Origin of the sequence: Rhizobium deserti (assembly GCF_004358025.1) — a bacterium.
GTDB classification, from domain to species: Bacteria; Pseudomonadota; Alphaproteobacteria; order Rhizobiales; family Rhizobiaceae; genus Neorhizobium; species Neorhizobium deserti.
In genome coordinates this window covers 828,815-845,707 of record NZ_SMTL01000002.1, presented here as the reverse complement: position 1 = coordinate 845,707, position 16,893 = coordinate 828,815, and the positions used below count along the sequence as shown (strand labels likewise).

The window sequence follows — 16,893 nt, the reverse complement described above, 5'->3', positions numbered from 1 at the left end:
GCCGATCCACCTGCTAGGATCTCGGCAATTGGGGTGAGGGGGAAATGGATGCGCTTATATATGGCCGGCTTGGCTTTTGCCGCCGCAATTTTCCTTGCCCGCGCTGCCCTGGCTGAGGATACCGACATGCCGCCTGTCGATTATCCCGCCATTCCGGCCAAAGTCGGCGACCGTGCGCAGCTTGTGCCGCCCGGTTGGACATTGGAAGTCGAGGCGAAAGGCGACCTCGACGGCGACAAACGGCCCGATCTGGCGCTGATCATCCAGTCCGAGAAGCCCGATATCGCCTATTCAGGTGAGCCGACGGTCGGGCCTCGCATGCTCGTCATCGGGTTTGCGTCGGGCAAGGGCTATGACCGGATCATCACGAACCACAGGCTCATTCCCCGCCAGGAGAGCACCAACGTGACCGGTTATCTCGCCGAAAGCGGGCCGCTGGAGATCAAGCGCGGCAGGCTTGTCGTGACGCTCAACCTGTTCATGACCGCCGGCGGCTGGAACACCTGGACCAATAGTTTCAGTTTCGTCATGCAAAAGGGGAAGCTGAGGCTGGTTCGCTTCGAGAGCAACAACTGGCATAGGCGCACCGGCGAAACAACGCTGACAGTCGCCGATTATCGGGCGCGGACCTTGAGGATAACCCGCGGGTCGATGCAGAACGAGCGTAAGAAGACGGAAAGCTCGAAATTGACCGGGCCGGCCCGCCTGACGCTCGACCAGATCGGCAACGGCTTGCAGTTCGATCCCGCGCCCAAGTCCTCCAACCATGACTAACCATTTGTAGGCATCTTCGTCATCGCCAGAAAGAGGAAATTGAACCGTCGCCGGGGAGGTTGGTGCTTGAGCCAGCGTGGAGGTCGTGCGTGCCCTTGAAGAGCACGCACGACCTCAACAATCAACGAAAACCGCCACTTGCAATGATGTGATCGCCGGTCAGCCAGCCGGCGTCATCGGAAGCGAGGAAAACTGCGACCTTGGCAATGTCCTCCGGCTGACCGATGCGGCCGAGCGGGGTCTGGGCGACTGCATTGTGCTGGAGGTCCGAGCCGACGATGCCGGCCGTGTGCGTACCCTCCGTTTCCACCATGCCGGGGAGAATGGCGTTGACCCGGATCTTGCGAGGACCAAGCTCCTTGGCAAGCACGCTGGTAATGGCGTCCACCGCGGCCTTGGTGCCGGTATAGACCGACGAGGCTGGGGGAGCCAGGCTGCTTACGACCGATGAGATATTGATGACGCTGCCGCCTTCGCCGAGATGTTTGACCGCGGCCTTGGTCACCAGCAGGACGCCCAGAACGTTGACGTCGAACATGCGATGATAGTGTTCCTCGGTAATGTCTTCGATCGCGCTGAATTCGTAGACGCCGGAATTGTTGACCAGCACGTCGAGACGGCCGAATTCCTGGACCGCAGCTTCAACCAAACGGTTCGCTTGCTCGGCTTTCGAAACATCGCCCTGGACCGCGATCGCTTTGCCGCCGGTCGCGGTGATCGCCTGCACAACGGCGTCCGCTCCTGCCTGGCTAGAAGCATAATTCACGACGATCTGCGCACCTTCTGCGGCAAGTGCTTTGGCAATCGCAGCGCCGATACCTTTGGAGGCGCCTGTGACGATAGCGACTTTTCCTGCGAGCTTAGACATGTTTGTTCCTTTCGATCCGGCAGCCGTCGGGAGTGACGGCCTTGTTCCGTAGTTCAGAAATTCAGAACTATTGATCGAGATTTCAAGAGCGCCTATATAAAATAGATGAGACCATTGTTTCACCCAGCGATCGAGGACCTGCGGCCGGAGGCTATCCTCTATGCTCTGTCTGATCCGGAGCGAGCGGCGATCTTCGCACAGATTGCCGGTGTGGGCTCAAGCGGGACATGTTCTGCGCTCGCCTGTCTGGGCGAGAGGATCATTCCGAAATCATCCCTGTCACAGCATTTCAAGGTGCTGCGGGAAGCAGGTCTTATCCGGTCCGAGCGGCATGGCGTGGTGATGAGCAATCATTCGCGTTGCTCCGAGATCGATAAGCGCTTTCCCGGGCTTATCCTGGCCATCCTGACTGCCTATGGACGGCTCCCAGTGGAGAGGAACGAGACTTTGGAAACCCAATGACGTGTCGCTGGGAGCCTGAGCAAAGCAGAGATGCGGAAGCTACATGTCGCCGGCAGGCTACCGGTCGGCGCTGGCTCAAATGGTGTCATATCGCTGTCATGTAATGCGCCTAAGGCCGCGCAATGCCCTCCCACAAGCCCCGGATCCGCTTCGGTATCATAGCCGATCCGCAATATGCCGATGCTCCGCCATGGCTCGACATGAACCGCTACTATGCCAATAGCCTGGACAAGCTGCGCCAGGCGATCGGGCTGTTGAATGGCGAGGATCTCGCTTTCGTCGTGACGCTCGGCGACCTGATCGACCGCGGCTGGGAAAACTTCGGGCCAGCTCTTTCGATTTATCAGGGCCTGCGGCATGAAGCGATCATGCTTCCGGGAAACCATGATTTTTCCGTCGCTCCGGATCGCCTGGAAGCCGTGCACCAGCGGCTCGGCATGCCGGCCGCCTGGCACGATTTTGCACGAAACGGCATTCGCTTCGTCGTCATCGACGGCAATGAGATCAGCCTTTTCTCAAGCCCGGAGGGCGATCCGCGCCACCGGCTGGCAGTGGAGCGGCTGGGGGCTCTGGCGGCCACCGGCGCGCCCAATGCACATCCCTGGAACGGCGGCATCGGCGAGGCGCAATTCGCTTGGCTGGAAGCGGTGCTGGAGCAGGCGAGGGCGGCGGGGGAGAAGGTCGTGGTTTTCGGCCATTATCCGCTCTTTCCGGCAAACGATCATAATCTTTGGGACTGCGAACGGCTGACGGCGCTTTTTGAACGCTCCGGCAATGTCATCGCCTATCTCAATGGCCACAACCATGCCGGCAATCTCGGACGTGACGGCGCGACCTGGTATGTCAACTTCAAGGGCATGGTCGACACCGAGAAGGACAATGCCTTCGCCGTCGTGGAACTCTATGGCAACCGCATCGGGATCATCGGCCATGGCCGCGAGGACAGCCGCAGCCTTCCGCTTCAGGAGGCCGCCGCGGTCGCCTCGCCTGTCCAGCCCTCGACCCAGAGCTTTCGCAATCCTTCACCCTGAGCGATGAAGAAATCCTCCAGCGGTTCGCAATGCTCGACCCGGTCCGCCCGGAAATTGCGGATCGCCCGGCGCATTTCACACCAGGCGACGATATTGGCGGTCTGCGAATAATAGATGAGGGCGATCGGCCGGATCACCCGCTCCGTCGCCCGGGCAAGCTCGTCGCGATAATCCAGCGCCAGCTTGCGCTCCTCGCGGATCGCCCGGCGCACCATGGAAAGGTCCACCGCATCCGGCACGGGGGCGACGCTGCCCCAGGCATGCAGAGCATTGTCGGAAAATATCGCCGACAGCGGCGGCGGTACCGAGGCTGCAATCTTGCGGGTCACCTGTTTTGCGGCCTGCTTCAATCCCGTGTCGCCGGTGCGCTCCAGGAGCGCCAGCGCCAGGACGATCGCCTCGGTTTCCTCGAGCGACAGCATCAGCGGCGGCAGGGTAAAGCCCGGCCGCAGGATATAGCCTATGCCGCGCCCGCCTTCGATCGGCACCCGCATGGCCTGCAGCGCGGCGATATCCCGGTAGATCGAGCGCACGGTCACTTCCATCTGCACGGCCATTTCGGCAGCGGTGACCGGCTTGCGGGCAAGCCGTAGGATCTGGATGATCTCGAAAAGGCGTGATGCCTTGCGCATGAAAACTCCTTGGCCGCCGCTCCTCCTGACACCACGCTGTCAGTTGGGCTCGCCTATAGAGCCGCAGATCACCTGCAAAAACAAGGCGTCCCGCTCGGCGAGCGCGCCGCTCTCGAAGGGGCCAACTGACATGACCTATACCGAAAATCTCGGCTCTTCTTCACGCTGCTGTTCGGCATCATCATCGTGCCGGGCATGGACATGGTGTTCGTGCTTGCCAATGCGCTGACCCGCGGGCGCAGCGCCGGCCTTGCCGCCACCGCCGGCATCATGGCCGGCGGGCTGGTGCATTCGCTTTACGGCGCGCTCGGCGTCGGCCTTCTCGCCAGCCTCGTGCCCGTGCTGTTCAGGCCCCTGCTGATCGCTGGGGCGCTGTACATGGGCTGGATCGGCATCGCGCTGATGCGAAGCTCGATCACGGTCGATCATGTCGGACCGGCGGAAGCAGGATCCAATGGGCAGGCCTTTCGCCGGGGAATGATCACCTGCCTGATCAATCCGAAAGCCTATCTCTTCATGCTGGCCATCTATCCGCAGTTCCTGCGTCCCGATTTCGGGCCGCTGGCGCCGCAGGCCGCTGTCATGGCGGCGATGACGGCGGCAACCCAGCTGGCCGTCTATGGCGGGCTGGCGCTTGCCGCCGGGCGCGCCCGTTCGGCTCTTGTCGGCAATAGGCGGGCCACCATCTGGGTGGGACGGACTGCCGGCGCGCTTCTGGTCCTCGTTTCGGCCTTCACCTTGTGGGAGGGGATTAGCGGTTGACGGGCAGACTTTCTAGCCATCGCCGCTGTCGCATTTCCGTCATCCAACAAGCCGGGTGAGGCTCCCCGGCATCTGACGAAAACGTGACTTTTTTCAAGCCTATAAGCTTGCCATCATCGCGGTGCGAAAGCGTCGCCGGTCAAGCTGGCTCAAAGGGGAGAATTTCATGATGAAGTTGAAAACGGTTGCCGCCGCCACGGCCATTCTCTGTCTTGGCTTTACGGCCGTCACTGCCCAGGAAACGCCGGTGGCAAAGCGCGAACAGATGATGAAGCAGATCGGCGGCGCCGTCGGCGCCATGGGTGCCATCGCCAAGGGCGAGAAGCCCTATGACAAGGCCGTGGTCGAGAAGTCGCTGACGACCATCAGCACCAATATCAAGGCTTTCCCGGACCAGTTCCCCGAGGGCTCGCAGGCCAATTCTTCCGCCGCTCCGGCGATCTGGGAAAACAATGCCGATTTCCGCGCCAAGGCCGCCAAGCTCGGCAGCGATGCCGATACGATCCTCGCTTCCATGCCGGCCGATCAGGCTGCCGTTGGCAAGGCCATGCAGACGCTCGGCGCAAGCTGCGGCGGCTGCCACCAGACCTATCGCCTGAAGAAGTAAGGCTGAGCGTGCAGGCGTGAGCGGCCGCACAAGGAGCGGCCGTTTTGCATGCGGTTCGTGAACAGGAGGAAGGCAATGGCCTCGAACTGGTCGAAACTCTTCGGCGCCAGCCTGGTCGTGATTGCCGCCGGGGCCGCCATTGCCTGGTTCGCGACCAAGCCCGCGCCGCATCCGGCCAGCCACCGGGCCGGTCTGGGTGCGCCGGATCTCGCCAAGGGCGAACAGCTCTTTTGGGCCGGCGGCTGTGCCAGCTGCCATGCGGCGACCGGTGCGAGCGGCGATGCCGCCAAGCTGCTGTCGGGCGGCCGCGCCCTGCAGAGCCCTTTCGGCACGTTCCATATCCCCAATATCTCATCTGATCCTAAGGTCGGTATCGGCAGCTGGACGCTGGCCCAGTTCGGCAATGCCATGACCCGCGGTGTCGGGCCGGACGGGGAGCACCTTTATCCGTCCTTCCCCTATGGCTCCTATACAAGGCTGTCGGCGGCCGACATCAACAACCTGTTCGGTTACCTGAGGACCCTGCCGGCCAGCGACAATGTGGCGCCGCCGCATGAACTGGGCTTCCCCTTCAATATCCGCATGGCGGTGGGTGGCTGGAAATTGCTGTATTTCAACGATCAGCCAAGGGTGCAGCTGACGAGCGCTGACGACAGGATCAGGCGCGGCCAGTTTCTGGTTGAAGGGCCCGGCCATTGCGGCGAATGTCACACCCCGCGCGACGCGCTTGGCGGCTTCGTCAAGGACCGCTGGCTGGCTGGCGGCCCCAATCCGGAAGGCAAGGGCTCCATCCCCAACATCACGCCGGGCGGTGAGAGCGGCGCGTGGAGCGAAAGCGATCTCGTCAACTATTTTCAGACCGGCTTCACGCCCGAATATGATTCGGCCGGCGGCCAGATGGCCGAGGTGCAGCAGAACCTTGCCCATCTGCCACAGGCCGATCTCGAAGCCATCGCCGCTTATCTGAAGGCCGTGCCTGCGGTGAAATGATTGCAGAAAATGCTAGCACATGTTAGCTTATGGAATGAACAGCAAGCACCGCAAGACGCTTGAAGCAGTCTTCCGAGATCCGGCCTTGAGGACGCTCGAATGGGCGGCAGTCGAGAGCTTGTTGATTGCAGTAGGATGCCAAATTGTCGAGGGAAGCGGCTCCCGCGTCCGCTTCGAAAAGGATGGAAAGGTCGAAACGTTTCATCGGCCACATCCTGCTAAGGAGGCCAAGCAGTATCAAGTGCGCGCCGCACGTGCCTACCTGATCAGACTGGGATTTATGCCATGACCAATGCGATGACCTACAACGGCTATTCTGCTCGTGTCGAATATGATGACGAAGATGGTATTTTCTTCGGACGCCTGGCTGGGATCAGCGACGGCGTGGGGTTCCATGCAGATAATGTGGAAGACTTGCGCATCGCCTTTCGTGAAGCCGTGGATGACTACATCGAGACCTGCAACAAGCTGGGTAAGCAGCCGGAAAAGCCTTATTCCGGAAAAGTGATGTTCCGGATCGATCCGGAGGTCCACGCGCGCGCCGCGAAGGCTGCCGAACTGGCCGGGAAAAGCCTCAATGAATGGGCGGGAGAAGTCCTGGCCAAGGCTGCCGGTTAGCCTTGGCCCGTCGACGGGCCTGTTCAGCCAAGCGCCTGCATATAGCGCATCCCAGTCACCGGGCGTGGCTTGAAATCCATCTGTTCATAGAAGCGATGCGCGGCAGAATTGCCGGTAGCGGCGCTGACCGAAAGATAGCCGCAGCCGGCATTGCGGGCGACCTCGCGGGCGCGCGACACGAGATGCTGGCCGATGCCGTGGCCGCGATGCCCGTCACGCACGAAGAGATGATGCAGGTCCATGCCGCGCTGGCCTTCCTGCGCCCGGTAGAGCGGCACCAGGATCGCGTAGCCAATCAGCCCGATGTCGGCCTCGGCCACCAGTGCCGTGATCCAGGGCATGGGACCGAACAGGTCGCGCTCCAGCGCCTCTGGGGTGATGGCGGCCGGATCGTTGTGATGGGCGGCAAGCGCTGCGATCATCTCCTTGAGGTCCGGCAGGTCATGCGGCTTGGCGCTGCGGATGGTGACCACCGGCGGCCGTGGCAGGGAGATTTTGCTGTCTTCTATTGTATCTGGGCTCATGTCCGGCATCCTTTTTCGGTCTTTTTTCGCCGTCAGGTGCCGTTTGAAACAACAAAGCCGCCTGACGGCGGCTTGTTGACAAGGTGATCTGTCGAGCCGCCCTTTACAGGTAGGCCCAAAAATACGAGCAGGTGGTGATGGTGCGCGTGTCGATCATGCTGCATTCCATGCGCCCGATCCCGGTCGCTGTCAAGCCGGGTCGGCCGTCTTCCTCAGCCAGGTGTCATCCCAGTCTTGGCCGGCATCTCCGTAAAGCAGAACCAGCTGCAGCTTATGCCTCATCTCCAATGCATTTGCTCATGTATCTTCATGGAATCTAAAATAGATCCTGCCACTATACTTGCCAGCGCGGGGGGATGCGCGAGGGGGAAACAGAATGATGATCTTGTTGGGATCTTTGTTGGTGGTTGGCTGCGGGCTGATCTTGTTTGTTGCACGGGCTTTGCCGAATATCATGGCGAACCTGCACGACCTGCAGCACTACCAGTATCTCGAATAGGCTGCCATCGGTTCAACGGCAAATCGTCCCGCTGAGGGACGAAGGCTCCGCCACCGCCTCAGTGTTCGCTTTCGCAAAGCCCGTGGTCGGACAGGGCCCGGATCACATAGCACTCTTCAACCGAATGGCCGCCGTCGCAATGGGAAAGGATGCGCGCAAGCTCCTGTTCCAGCTTCTTCAGCTTGTCGATCTTGATTCTCACTGCAGCCAGATGCTCGGCGGCAATCCGGTCAGCATGCGCACACGGCTCTGTCGGGTGCTGGCTGAGCGCGATCAGCTCGCGGATCGCCGGAAGGTCGAGACCGAGGTCACGCGCGTGCCGGATGAAGGCGAGGCGCTCGAGATCCTGCTTTTCGTAGCGACGCTGGTTGCCTTGCGAGCGCTCGGCCGCATCGATCAGCCCCATCTGCTCGTAATAGCGTATGGTCGGCACCTTGACGCCGGTCCGTCTTGACAGATCTCCGATGGACAGCATGTTCAGCATCCTCTTGTCGTGGCTCCTATGTAAGAGGCGTTCCGGACCGCGGCAAGTCGACCGGGCGCCTTGCCTGCCGAGCCTGGCTTCCGCACACGTTCGCTAAGACAGCGGCGGCGGACGAATTGGCCGAAGTTGTGCGAACCTATATCCGCTGATCTGGTTCGGCACTCGAAAGGAGAGGCAGAATGGCAAGCACGATCGAGAGCTTCAAGCACGACCATGTTTTCCTCGGCGAACACCACGAGCGCAACGAGCGCAAGGTCTGGCTGGTGGTCGCCTTGACGGCGACGATGATGGTGGCGGAGATTATCGCCGGATCGCTGTTCGGTTCGATGGCCCTGACGGCGGACGGCTGGCATATGTCCACCCATGCCGGCGCCATGCTGATCGCAGCCCTTGCCTATCTTTATGCGCGGCGCCAAGCCCGCAATCCCCGCTATACCTTCGGCACCGGCAAGCTCGGCGATCTGGCGGGATTTGCAAGCGCCGTTGTTCTGGCGCTGATCGCGCTTTTGATCGGCTGGGAAAGCCTGCTGCGGCTCGCAAGCCCCGTGCCAATCGATTTCGACCAAGCTATCGTCGTTGCCCTCCTCGGCCTTGCCGTCAATCTCGTTTCCGCCTGGCTGCTGCGCGACGATCATCATCACCACGATCACGGCCACCACGATCACGGCCACCACCACGCAGGCCATCACGAGAGCCATGACGGTCATCACGGCGGCCACGATCATGCCCATGGCCGAGGGCACGGCCGTGCCGGCAAGGACAACAATCTGCGTGCCGCCTATCTGCATGTGCTGGCCGACGCCCTGACGTCGGTTCTGGCGATCCTCGCCCTCATCCTGGGGCGTCTGTATGGCTGGAATGCGCTCGATCCGCTGATGGGCGTGGTCGGCGGCCTGGTTATTGCCCGCTGGTCATGGGGCCTGATCCGCGTGACCGCCGCCGTTCTCCTCGATGCCCAGCCGGATCACGAGGATCTGGCGGCGCAGATCCGCACGCAGGTGGAAACGGCGGAGGATCGGATTTCGGATCTGCATGTCTGGCAACTGGGCCCGGGCCATCATGCCGCGATCGTCGCCCTGGTCGCGCAAAAGCCGCACCCGCCGTCCTTTTACAAGGACAAGCTGCGCGGCATCGACAGTCTTTCGCATGTGACGGTGGAAGTCACGCCGTCTGGCGTGGCATGAAGTGTTAATTGAATTCCTGATAAACCTCTTGCACCCAGTCCTGTGAAAGGGGCGGCATCTGGTCAATGGCGGCTGAGGCTGCCGCATCACCGCTTTCCATGACCCAGAGAGCGTTGGAGAGCGAGCTGGAGAGAAAGGTGCTGCTTCCGGTCATCGCGTCGGGGAAGCGAGACGTCGAAGCCACTTCGCGAGGCGCCGCTTCTTCGGTGTTGCGCTCTATCTCGGGCGTCCGGTTCTGGTAGTAATAGCCGTTGAGGCCGCTATCGATCTTCATGGCGTTAAGCCCAGCTTCAGGATGGTTAATCGAGAGTTAATCCCTGAAGCTTGCGCGAAGCTTGCGTCGCCGCATTCTCTCCGAATTATGGGGGCTTGACATAGTTCCGCATTCGGCACTTAGCGCCTTGGTGGTTTCCGATGCGAGGGGAGGGCTGCCATGCCGATAAGGCTTGCCGCCTGACGTTCGGGCGCGGCAGGAGCGGCAAGGGCTGTCGGTTTTGCTACCGTTGGCGGACTGCCGCAGGCGAAAGACCCGCTACGGCAGTAAATTCACGAAAGCGGCCTGATCAGGCCTGCATCTTGCCGGCGACTTTAATGGCGAAAGCGTATTCGAAGGCAATTTCTTCCAGCCGCTGGAAACGCCCTGACTTGCCGCCATGGCCGGCGGCCATATTGGTTTTCAACAGGATCGGCGCCGTGCCGGTCGTATGTTCGCGCAGCTTCGCCACCCATTTCGTCGGCTCCCAATAGGTGACTCGCGGATCGGTGAGGCCGGAAATTGCCAGGATCGGCGGATAAGGCTTGGCCGCCACATTGTCATAGGGGCTATAGGCCGCGATCCACTGATATTCTTCCAGGCTGTCGATGGGATTGCCCCATTCCGGCCATTCGGGCGGCGTCAGCGGCAGCCTATCGTCGAGCATGGTGTTGAGGACGTCGACAAAGGGCACGGCGGCGATGATGCCGGCGAATTTTTCAGGCGCCATATTGGCAATGCCGCCCATCAGCATGCCGCCCGCCGATCCGCCCTCGGCGATGATGTTCTCGTAGGAAGTGAAGCCTTCCGCCACCAGATGGTCGGCCGCGGCGATGAAGTCTTTGAACGTGTTCGGCTTCATCTCCATCTTGCCGTTTTCGTACCAGGCAAAGCCCTTGTCCTTGCCGCCGCGGATATGAGCGATGGCATAAACGAAGCCGCGGTCGGCAAGCGACAGGTTGTTGGTGGAAAAGCCGGCCGGAATGGTGATGCCATAGGCGCCATATCCGTAGAGAAGACAGGGAGCGGAGCCGTCGTGAGGCGTGTCCTTGCGGTAAAGCAGCGACACCGGCACCAGTTCGCCGTCATGTGCCGTCGCCATGACCCGTCGGGTCACATAGTCTTCCGGATCGTGGCCTGAGGGCACTTCCTGGGTCTTGAGGAGCACGCGTTCGCGTGTCGCCATATTGTAGTCGAACAATTGACCGGGCGTGGTCATGGAGGAGTAGGAGAAGCGGATGGTATCGGTGTCGTATTCCGCCGCACCCTGCAGGCCGAGCGAATAGGCTTCTTCCGCAAAGGCAATGGCATGTTCCTCGCCGGTCCTGCGGTCGCGGATGACGATCTGCGGCAGGCCTTGGCTGCGCTGCAGCCAGACCAGGTGGCGGGCAAAGGCCATGTGGGAGATGATCAGCCGGCCCGGCTCGTGCGCCACCACCTCGCGCCAGTTCTCCTTGCCCGGCGCCGTCACCGGCGCCTCGACGATCTTGAAATCCTTGGCGTCGCCGTCATTGGTGAGAATGTAGAAGACGTCGCCGCCTTCGGTCAGCGAATATTCGATGCCTTCCACCCGCTCGGACACCAGCATCGGCTCCGCATGCAGGTCCTTGGTGGACAGCAGCCGGTATTCGGACGTCTCGTGATCATGAATGTCGAGATAGATGAAGTCATCGAGCAGCGAGCCGCCGACCCCCACAAAGAAGCCCGGATCCTCTTCCTCATAAACCAGCCGGTCGGTCGATTGCGGCGTACCGACTACGTGGTGGTAAACCTTGGAGGGCCGGTGGTTCTCGTCCTGCAAGGTGTAAAAGAAGCTCTTGCCGTCGGGCGCCCAGACGCCGCCGCCGCCGGTATTCTCGATCACGTCGGCGAGATCGTCGCCGGCCGCCAGATCGCGGATGCGCAGGGTGAAATATTCCGAACCCTTGTCGTCATAGCCCCAGATGCCCAGCGTATGATCGCTCGTGTGATCGATGCCGGACAGGCGGAAATAATCTTTGCCCATGGCCTCCTTGTCGCCGTCGAGCAGTGTCTCCTTGTCGCCGCCGTCGCGGGCCGTGCGGAAATAATGCGGCTGCTCGCCGCCGGTGACGAACAGCGATCCGTAGGCGTAGGGACCGTCCTTCATCGGCACCGAGCTGTCATCTTCCTTGATGCGACCGCGCATCTCGTTGAACAAGGTCTTCTGAAGTGCAGCCGTATCCCCCATGGCCGCTTCCATATAGGCATTTTCCGCTTCCAGATGCTTGCGGATCTGCGGGTCGAGGATAGAGGGATCCTTGAACATGGCCTGCCAGTTGTCGGCGCGGAACCAGGCATAGTCGTCGGTGCGGGTGATGCCGTGGCGGGTATCGGAAACGGGCTTCTTGGCCGCAACGGGCGGAGCGGGAAGATCGGCGAACAGGGATTTAAGGGAGGTGGCCAAGGAAGCACTCCGGATGCAGGGCGGGAGTGCCAGAGATAGGGGGCTGGGCAGCCGGAGGCAAGCCGGGAAGGGGTTACTTCTTGTTCTTGTTCGGACGCAGGTCGCGCTCGTTCTGCCACCAGACGAGGGCGGCAATAAGCGAAAGGCCACCCACAGGCATCAGAATCAGGATCAGTTGCTCGAATGTCATTTGCTCAGTCCTCTGAGGATCAGGATGCCTACCAAAGGTAGTCCTCCCCCCACCGAAAAGCAAATCATCATGGTTGCGGCGACCGAAATCAGATCGCCGGAAATAACGGCCGGCTCGTACATTGAGCGTATGATCGGCGTGAATACGCCCACCAGGATCACGCCGATCCCGATATTGTTCAAGAAGGTGGCGCGCAGCCTGATCTGCTCCTTCCCGGCATCGGAAAGCTCGGCTCCTTCTTCCCCGCTCTCCGGCACTCTCTGATCCCCGCTTGATCACATCACCCTATTTCGCGTCCCGGTAGGTGGTCAACCACGTGTCCATCTTCTAGTTTCCGCGCCGTCCGAACCAATTTGGATGGGAATGCCATGAAGATAAGCCTGCCACTTGCAGCAATCGCGCTGCTCTGTGCCTTGCCGGCCCACGCTCTGGACGATCGAACCATCAAGCAACTCAATGCTCTTGCTCCCGATGAACGTCGGGAACAGCGTTGCGACATGGAAGCGATGGACCGCATCCGCAAGGATGCCGATTTCAAGCCGGACAAGGTGATTGCCTACACGTTCGAAAGTCCGGTCGAACAAGGAAATGCCATTCGCGCACCGGGCGCCGTCTTTCGCAGCGGCGGTGACTGGTATCGCCTGAAATACAAATGCGAAACCGGCGAACAAGGCCTGGAGATCACCTCCTTCGACTACAAGATAGGGTCAAAGATCCCGCGCGAAGAATGGGAAAAGCTCTACCTTTATGAATGATACGGAAAGGGCCGCGCCGCAGTCGGAAGTTGCGGGGCGGCCTTCGCCGTTCGACTGTGGCTTGGTCAGCCCGGCAGGTGCGGCACCGTCTTTCGTTCGGGGAAAAGTTCGGCGAGCACGGTCATCATGATCAGCGACAGGGGGAGGGCAAGCATGGCGCCGACCGCCCCCCACAGCCACGTCCAGAACAGGATGGCAATAAAGACAACGAAGGGATTGATCTCCCACTGGCGTCCCATGATGGCCGGGAACAGCAGGTTCTCCATGATCAGGTGCACCGTGAAGAAGATCACCGCCGGAAGCAGAGCGAAGACCAGCCCGTCATGGGTGAGGATGCCGGCAATCGCCACCGAGAGGGTCATCACGGTGATGCCGAGAAAGGGGATGAAGCTCGACAGGAATGCGAACAGACCCCAAAGTACCGGCATGCTCAGTCCGCCGAAATAGGCGATCAGCGTCATCACCACGCCAAGCCCAAGATAGCAGAGGCTGGCGGTCGCAAAGTAATAGCCGAGCACCTGGTCGATCGAGTTCAGCACCCGGATGGTCATCAGCCGCTGGCGGCGCTTGGGAAAGGCCATGATAATGGTCCGGCGCAGCCTCAGGCGGCCGTAAAGGAACAGCAGCAGCGCCGCAAAAAAGATCAGCCCCTGGACGATGGCCGGCGTCAGGTTGGAGGTCAGCACACCCAATATATTGCCGGAATTCTCGATCAGCGATTGCATCGACATCGGGCCGGTCTCGAACGTGGCCGGCGAGATGTTGAGCCAATGCTGCTGTTCGAGGATCGGCATGAACCGGTTGATCGTCCGCTCCGCAAAATTCGGGCCTTCCTGCAGCAAGGTTGCCACCGGTTCGGCGAGCGAATTGATGATCAGGAAGAGCGCCGCAAAGACCAGCGTCGACAGCATCAGCGCAATGCCGAAGCGCGGAACGCCGGCGCGGCCCAGCCGGTCCGCCACCAGTCCGAGGATCAGTCCGACGACGATGGCGAGCGTCACCGGGATCAGGATCAACGACATGTAATGGACGATGGCGAAGAAGACGATGCCGAAAATGCCGATCACCGCCCAGGCACTGGCGACTTCCAGCGCCTCGCGACCGAGCACCAGCGGCTCGGATTCCATGTCATCCTCCAGATAGGAGGTGGTCGCCTCCCGGCGCGGGGGGATGTCCATAACGTTCTTCTTCGGCTTGCCGCCGCGGGCGATTGACATGGCCATGACTTGTGGATCCCCTTGCAGCCCATAGAACGCGGCTCGGGGACTTCGGTTCCGGCGCCTGCAGGGCGGGCGAAAGACGGCGTAAGACCTTAAGCCGCAAGCGTTATTCCTATACCCCACGGATCGGTCAGCGACCAGCCTTCGGCCGTCTTCCTGGCCTCGATTTCCTGGGCCTGAAGTGCCGCCAGCGCCGATTGAAGGGCGGCCGGATCGTTGAAACGAACGGTATAGTCGGAAAGCCCGCTCATATTGCCTTCCCGCTTGCGGGCTCCGCGGCTGTTCCAGATGTTGGCGGCGATATGATGATGGTAATTGCCGGTGGCAAAGAAGCTGGCGCCGGGATAGCGCGCCATGATCTTCAGGCCCAGCACGTCGCGGTAAAATGCGTCCGCCTCCGGCAGGTCGCCCACCTGCAGGTGGATATGGCCGATCGCCGTGCCTTGTGCCATGCCGGCCCATGTCCTGTCGGGCGCGCTGTCATGGAGCTGCCTAAGGTCCAGCCGTTCGGTCGCCATGGCGACTGTCCCGTCGCTTTTGTAGTTCCATTCCTGCGGGCTGCGGTCGCGATAGATCTCGATGCCGTTGCCTTCCGGATCGGAAAGATAAAGCGCCTCGCTGACGAGATGGTCGGAGGCGCCGTCGAGGCTGATGTTGTTTTTCGCTGCATGCACCAGCCATTGCGCGAGCTCTGCCCGGCCCGGCACCAGAAAGGCTGTGTGGAAGAGCCCGGCGGCATTGCGCGGCGCCTGGGCAACGGCATTGCCGGTCGTCAGCGTCAGGAGCGATTTGCCTTCTACGCCGAGAACCTCGCCGCTCGGCGTCCTCTCGATCACCGAAAGGCCGACGATCTTCTGGTAGAAGTCGGACACGAGCCGCAGGTCGCTGACGAGGAGATGAGCATGGCCGACATGCGCCGGACGGGACAGTGCGAAGGGTTGAGCATCGGCATGCATTTTGAGGATCCTCACGGAAACGGGCCAAGGGCCCTTATCATCCTCACTATGTCGTCTTGTCACTGTTCATGAAAGCCGCGAGGGCGGCGATAGATCGTCGTCATGGTGTTGACAATCTCTTCCTTAACAGCGCGCCGGGCGGCCGCAATAGCGGGCTTGCCGAGGGTGTCCCGGCCAAGATGACGTGCTGAAACGGAAATTGACCTGGCGCCTCTTGCCTTCATGCGGCGGTGCAACCATTCTTCAGCCAAAGCGAGGAGACATATGAGCGATTTATTCCATTTCGGGCGGCGGTATGATCTCCGCGAGATTGTCGTGGATGGCATCATCAACGGCATCGGCATGGTCTTTGCTCTGATCGGCGCGACGGCACTGATCTTCTATGCCACCACGTGGGCGAGCTACGGCGAAATCGCCGCCGCCTGGATCTATGGCCTCGGCCTCGTCCTCTGCCTGTCGATCTCCTTCACCTATAATATCTGGCCCTATTCGCGCACCAAATGGCTGCTGCGACGCTTCGATCACTCGGCGATTTTCGTGCTGATTGCCGCCACTTATACGCCCTTCCTGCAGCGCGGCGCCGAAGATATGCTGATCTTCGTCATGCTTCTGGCCATCTGGGCAACGGCGATAGTCGGGATCTTGCTGAAATGCGTGTTTCCCGGCCGCTACGATAAGCTCGCGATCCTGCTTTACCTGGGCATGGGCTGGAGCGGCGTCATGGTCATGGAGCCGGTGTCGTCATATCTTCCGCCGGTCACCGTCTGGCTCATCGTCATCGGCGGAATGATCTATTCGCTCGGCGTTATCTTCCACGTTTGGGAAAGGCTGCGCTATCAAAACGCCATCTGGCATGGCTTTGTGGTTGCCGCTGCCGCTGTGCATTACAGCGCCGTTCTCACCTGCTTCAGCCTGTCGGGCAGCGGCCTTTAGCGCTTCAGCTTTCGCTTCGCGGAGCATCTGAGCGCCTTCGGTGCAGCCGAAAAGCACCTTCCGGTCACAAGGATCGTCTGCTAAAGTGGACGGATGAACACGATAGTAGACAAAACGATGGCAGGTCGACCCGAAATCCGCGACGCGGCCGAAGCCGATCTCGTCGGCATCATGGACATCTATAACGACGCTGTTGCCAATACCACGGCCATCTGGAACGAGACATTGGTCGACCTTGCCAACCGCAAGGAATGGTTTGCCGCCCGCATGGCCCGCGGTTTCCCGGTCATCGTCGCCACGGTAGACGGCGGCCTTGCCGGCTATGCTTCCTATGGCGACTGGCGCGCCTTCGAAGGGTTTCGCCACACGGTGGAGCATTCGGTTTATGTGCATCGCGACTTCCGGGGCGGCGGCATCGGCCGCATCCTGATGCAGGAGTTGATCACCCGGGCCGCCTCCAATGGCGTGCATGTGATGATCGCGGCGATCGAAGCGGAAAATGCCGCTTCGATCCGCCTTCACGAAAAGCTTGGTTTCCGGATTGCCGGAAAATTCTCCGAAGTCGGCATCAAGTTCGGCCGCTGGCTCGACCTCACCTGCATGGAACTGAAACTGTCCCCTTGAGCGCGGACCTGGCTGGCCCTTACGTAAAACTGTCGCTGAACGCGCCTAAAATGCATTAGTCGAGGCCGCGCCTTGATGGGCGGGCCGCTGTCCACCGGGAGC

22 protein-coding genes and 1 pseudogene are annotated in these 16,893 nt (G+C 60.9%); 13 read left to right on the top strand and 10 right to left on the bottom strand.

Features of this window, described 5'->3' with window-relative positions; all coding sequences use genetic code 11:
- Positions 1 to 48 precede the first annotated feature (48 nt).
- Positions 49 to 774, top strand: a complete 726-nt coding sequence (locus E2F50_RS10570) for a hypothetical protein (RefSeq protein ID WP_133316079.1) — start codon at positions 49 to 51, stop codon at positions 772 to 774.
- Between the two features lie 121 nt (positions 775 to 895).
- On the opposite strand, the gene E2F50_RS10565 is transcribed toward E2F50_RS10570, so the two are convergent.
- Complete coding sequence (locus E2F50_RS10565) at positions 896 to 1,642, bottom strand: glucose 1-dehydrogenase (RefSeq protein WP_133316078.1); 747 nt, start codon at positions 1,640 to 1,642, stop codon at positions 896 to 898.
- A 105-nt stretch (positions 1,643 to 1,747) separates the two neighbouring features.
- Here E2F50_RS10565 and E2F50_RS10560 point away from each other — a divergent pair, with 105 nt between their 5' ends.
- Both E2F50_RS10560 and E2F50_RS10555 read left to right on the top strand, forming a co-directional pair.
- Positions 1,748 to 2,104 carry an ArsR/SmtB family transcription factor gene (locus tag E2F50_RS10560; RefSeq protein ID WP_133316077.1) on the top strand — a complete coding sequence of 119 codons (357 nt, stop codon included), beginning with the start codon at positions 1,748 to 1,750 and terminating at the stop codon, positions 2,102 to 2,104.
- A gap of 122 nt (positions 2,105 to 2,226) precedes the next feature.
- Positions 2,227 to 3,135 carry a metallophosphoesterase gene (locus E2F50_RS10555; RefSeq protein ID WP_133316076.1) on the top strand — a complete coding sequence of 303 codons (909 nt, stop codon included), beginning with the start codon at positions 2,227 to 2,229 and terminating at the stop codon, positions 3,133 to 3,135.
- Here E2F50_RS10555 and E2F50_RS10550 read toward each other — a convergent pair.
- Complete coding sequence (locus E2F50_RS10550) at positions 3,066 to 3,767, bottom strand: helix-turn-helix transcriptional regulator (RefSeq protein WP_133316075.1); 702 nt, start codon at positions 3,765 to 3,767, stop codon at positions 3,066 to 3,068. The genes E2F50_RS10555 and E2F50_RS10550 overlap by 70 nt on opposite strands.
- Positions 3,768 to 3,897: 130 nt before the next feature.
- Here E2F50_RS10550 and E2F50_RS10545 point away from each other — a divergent pair.
- The 3 genes and pseudogenes from E2F50_RS10545 (at position 3,898) to E2F50_RS10535 (ending at position 6,126) form a co-directional block, all read left to right on the top strand.
- Positions 3,898 to 4,529: pseudogene (locus E2F50_RS10545) on the top strand (LysE family translocator).
- Between the two features lie 169 nt (positions 4,530 to 4,698).
- On the top strand, positions 4,699 to 5,136 hold the full coding sequence (locus E2F50_RS10540; RefSeq protein ID WP_133316408.1) for a c-type cytochrome: 438 nt from the start codon (positions 4,699 to 4,701) through the stop codon (positions 5,134 to 5,136).
- Positions 5,137 to 5,211: 75 nt separating this feature from the next.
- On the top strand, positions 5,212 to 6,126 hold the full coding sequence (locus E2F50_RS10535) for a c-type cytochrome (protein ID WP_133316073.1): 915 nt from the start codon (positions 5,212 to 5,214) through the stop codon (positions 6,124 to 6,126).
- Between the two features lie 22 nt (positions 6,127 to 6,148).
- On the opposite strand, the gene E2F50_RS23390 is transcribed toward E2F50_RS10535, so the two are convergent.
- A complete protein-coding gene (locus E2F50_RS23390) occupies positions 6,149 to 6,331 on the bottom strand; it encodes a hypothetical protein (RefSeq protein WP_245515396.1) in 183 nt (60 codons plus the stop codon).
- Between E2F50_RS23390 and E2F50_RS23385 the strand changes: the two genes are divergently transcribed.
- Both E2F50_RS23385 and E2F50_RS10525 read left to right on the top strand, forming a co-directional pair.
- Positions 6,269 to 6,415: a type II toxin-antitoxin system HicA family toxin gene (locus E2F50_RS23385; RefSeq protein ID WP_245515388.1), complete on the top strand. Its 147-nt coding sequence runs from the start codon at positions 6,269 to 6,271 to the stop codon at positions 6,413 to 6,415. The genes E2F50_RS23390 and E2F50_RS23385 overlap by 63 nt on opposite strands.
- Positions 6,412 to 6,744, top strand: coding sequence for a type II toxin-antitoxin system HicB family antitoxin (locus E2F50_RS10525; protein WP_133316072.1), 333 nt, complete (start codon positions 6,412 to 6,414; stop codon positions 6,742 to 6,744). Before E2F50_RS23385 ends, E2F50_RS10525 begins: the two co-directional genes overlap by 4 nt.
- 23 nt (positions 6,745 to 6,767) lie before the next feature.
- Here the strand turns inward: E2F50_RS10525 and E2F50_RS10520 are convergent, their stop codons facing one another.
- On the bottom strand, positions 6,768 to 7,268 hold the full coding sequence (locus tag E2F50_RS10520; protein ID WP_133316071.1) for a GNAT family N-acetyltransferase: 501 nt from the start codon (positions 7,266 to 7,268) through the stop codon (positions 6,768 to 6,770).
- Between the two features lie 376 nt (positions 7,269 to 7,644).
- On the opposite strand from E2F50_RS10520, the gene E2F50_RS23535 reads away from it, so the two are divergent.
- A complete protein-coding gene (locus E2F50_RS23535; protein WP_281029198.1) occupies positions 7,645 to 7,767 on the top strand; it encodes a hypothetical protein in 123 nt (40 codons plus the stop codon).
- A 58-nt stretch (positions 7,768 to 7,825) separates the two neighbouring features.
- On the opposite strand, the gene E2F50_RS10515 is transcribed toward E2F50_RS23535, so the two are convergent.
- The gene (locus E2F50_RS10515; RefSeq protein WP_133316070.1) at positions 7,826 to 8,242 is read right to left on the bottom strand and encodes a MerR family transcriptional regulator; all 417 of its coding nucleotides are present in this window, start codon (positions 8,240 to 8,242) and stop codon (positions 7,826 to 7,828) included.
- 188 nt (positions 8,243 to 8,430) lie between these two features.
- Between E2F50_RS10515 and dmeF the strand changes: the two genes are divergently transcribed.
- Complete coding sequence (gene dmeF, locus E2F50_RS10510; protein ID WP_133316069.1) at positions 8,431 to 9,435, top strand: CDF family Co(II)/Ni(II) efflux transporter DmeF; 1,005 nt, start codon at positions 8,431 to 8,433, stop codon at positions 9,433 to 9,435.
- 4 nt (positions 9,436 to 9,439) lie between these two features.
- On the opposite strand, the gene E2F50_RS10505 is transcribed toward dmeF, so the two are convergent.
- From E2F50_RS10505 to E2F50_RS10495, 3 genes are all read right to left on the bottom strand, one after another.
- A complete protein-coding gene (locus E2F50_RS10505) occupies positions 9,440 to 9,709 on the bottom strand; it encodes a hypothetical protein (RefSeq protein WP_133316068.1) in 270 nt (89 codons plus the stop codon).
- Between the two features lie 289 nt (positions 9,710 to 9,998).
- Positions 9,999 to 12,113: a S9 family peptidase gene (locus E2F50_RS10500; RefSeq protein ID WP_161974087.1), complete on the bottom strand. Its 2,115-nt coding sequence runs from the start codon at positions 12,111 to 12,113 to the stop codon at positions 9,999 to 10,001.
- A gap of 186 nt (positions 12,114 to 12,299) precedes the next feature.
- On the bottom strand, positions 12,300 to 12,560 hold the full coding sequence (locus tag E2F50_RS10495; RefSeq protein ID WP_133316067.1) for a hypothetical protein: 261 nt from the start codon (positions 12,558 to 12,560) through the stop codon (positions 12,300 to 12,302).
- A 111-nt stretch (positions 12,561 to 12,671) separates the two neighbouring features.
- Here E2F50_RS10495 and E2F50_RS10490 point away from each other — a divergent pair, with 111 nt between their 5' ends.
- Entirely contained in the window at positions 12,672 to 13,058 is a 387-nt protein-coding gene (locus E2F50_RS10490) for a DUF930 domain-containing protein (RefSeq protein ID WP_133316066.1), read from the top strand.
- Between the two features lie 65 nt (positions 13,059 to 13,123).
- On the opposite strand, the gene E2F50_RS10485 is transcribed toward E2F50_RS10490, so the two are convergent.
- Positions 13,124 to 14,275, bottom strand: coding sequence for an AI-2E family transporter (locus E2F50_RS10485; RefSeq protein ID WP_202615446.1), 1,152 nt, complete (start codon positions 14,273 to 14,275; stop codon positions 13,124 to 13,126).
- 95 nt (positions 14,276 to 14,370) lie between these two features.
- Positions 14,371 to 15,234, bottom strand: a complete 864-nt coding sequence (locus E2F50_RS10480) for a VOC family protein (RefSeq protein WP_133316064.1) — start codon at positions 15,232 to 15,234, stop codon at positions 14,371 to 14,373.
- Positions 15,235 to 15,498: 264 nt separating this feature from the next.
- On the opposite strand from E2F50_RS10480, the gene trhA reads away from it, so the two are divergent.
- Together trhA and E2F50_RS10470 are read left to right on the top strand one after the other, a co-directional pair.
- On the top strand, positions 15,499 to 16,167 hold the full coding sequence (gene trhA, locus E2F50_RS10475) for a PAQR family membrane homeostasis protein TrhA (RefSeq protein ID WP_133316063.1): 669 nt from the start codon (positions 15,499 to 15,501) through the stop codon (positions 16,165 to 16,167).
- A 117-nt stretch (positions 16,168 to 16,284) separates the two neighbouring features.
- Entirely contained in the window at positions 16,285 to 16,791 is a 507-nt protein-coding gene (locus E2F50_RS10470) for a GNAT family N-acetyltransferase (protein ID WP_133316062.1), read from the top strand.
- The last annotated feature ends 102 nt before the right edge of the window (positions 16,792 to 16,893 follow it).

Coding starts and splice junctions, on each gene's coding strand:
- E2F50_RS10470 (WP_133316062.1), top strand. CDS start 16,285: ATGGCAGGTCGACCCGAAATCCGCGACGCGGCCGAAGCCGATCTCGTC.
- E2F50_RS10555 (WP_133316076.1), top strand. CDS start 2,227: ATGCCCTCCCACAAGCCCCGGATCCGCTTCGGTATCATAGCCGATCCG.
- E2F50_RS10485 (WP_202615446.1), bottom strand. CDS start 14,275: ATGTCAATCGCCCGCGGCGGCAAGCCGAAGAAGAACGTTATGGACATC.
- E2F50_RS10505 (WP_133316068.1), bottom strand. CDS start 9,709: ATGAAGATCGATAGCGGCCTCAACGGCTATTACTACCAGAACCGGACG.
- E2F50_RS10560 (WP_133316077.1), top strand. CDS start 1,748: ATGAGACCATTGTTTCACCCAGCGATCGAGGACCTGCGGCCGGAGGCT.
- E2F50_RS10565 (WP_133316078.1), bottom strand. CDS start 1,642: ATGTCTAAGCTCGCAGGAAAAGTCGCTATCGTCACAGGCGCCTCCAAA.
- E2F50_RS23535 (WP_281029198.1), top strand. CDS start 7,645: ATGATGATCTTGTTGGGATCTTTGTTGGTGGTTGGCTGCGGGCTGATC.
- trhA (WP_133316063.1), top strand. CDS start 15,499: ATGAGCGATTTATTCCATTTCGGGCGGCGGTATGATCTCCGCGAGATT.
- E2F50_RS10480 (WP_133316064.1), bottom strand. CDS start 15,234: ATGCATGCCGATGCTCAACCCTTCGCACTGTCCCGTCCGGCGCATGTC.
- E2F50_RS10525 (WP_133316072.1), top strand. CDS start 6,412: ATGACCAATGCGATGACCTACAACGGCTATTCTGCTCGTGTCGAATAT.
- E2F50_RS10490 (WP_133316066.1), top strand. CDS start 12,672: ATGAAGATAAGCCTGCCACTTGCAGCAATCGCGCTGCTCTGTGCCTTG.
- E2F50_RS23390 (WP_245515396.1), bottom strand. CDS start 6,331: ATGAAACGTTTCGACCTTTCCATCCTTTTCGAAGCGGACGCGGGAGCC.
- E2F50_RS10570 (WP_133316079.1), top strand. CDS start 49: ATGCGCTTATATATGGCCGGCTTGGCTTTTGCCGCCGCAATTTTCCTT.
- E2F50_RS10550 (WP_133316075.1), bottom strand. CDS start 3,767: ATGCGCAAGGCATCACGCCTTTTCGAGATCATCCAGATCCTACGGCTT.
- dmeF (WP_133316069.1), top strand. CDS start 8,431: ATGGCAAGCACGATCGAGAGCTTCAAGCACGACCATGTTTTCCTCGGC.
- E2F50_RS10520 (WP_133316071.1), bottom strand. CDS start 7,268: ATGAGCCCAGATACAATAGAAGACAGCAAAATCTCCCTGCCACGGCCG.
- E2F50_RS10540 (WP_133316408.1), top strand. CDS start 4,699: ATGAAGTTGAAAACGGTTGCCGCCGCCACGGCCATTCTCTGTCTTGGC.
- E2F50_RS10535 (WP_133316073.1), top strand. CDS start 5,212: ATGGCCTCGAACTGGTCGAAACTCTTCGGCGCCAGCCTGGTCGTGATT.
- E2F50_RS10515 (WP_133316070.1), bottom strand. CDS start 8,242: ATGCTGTCCATCGGAGATCTGTCAAGACGGACCGGCGTCAAGGTGCCG.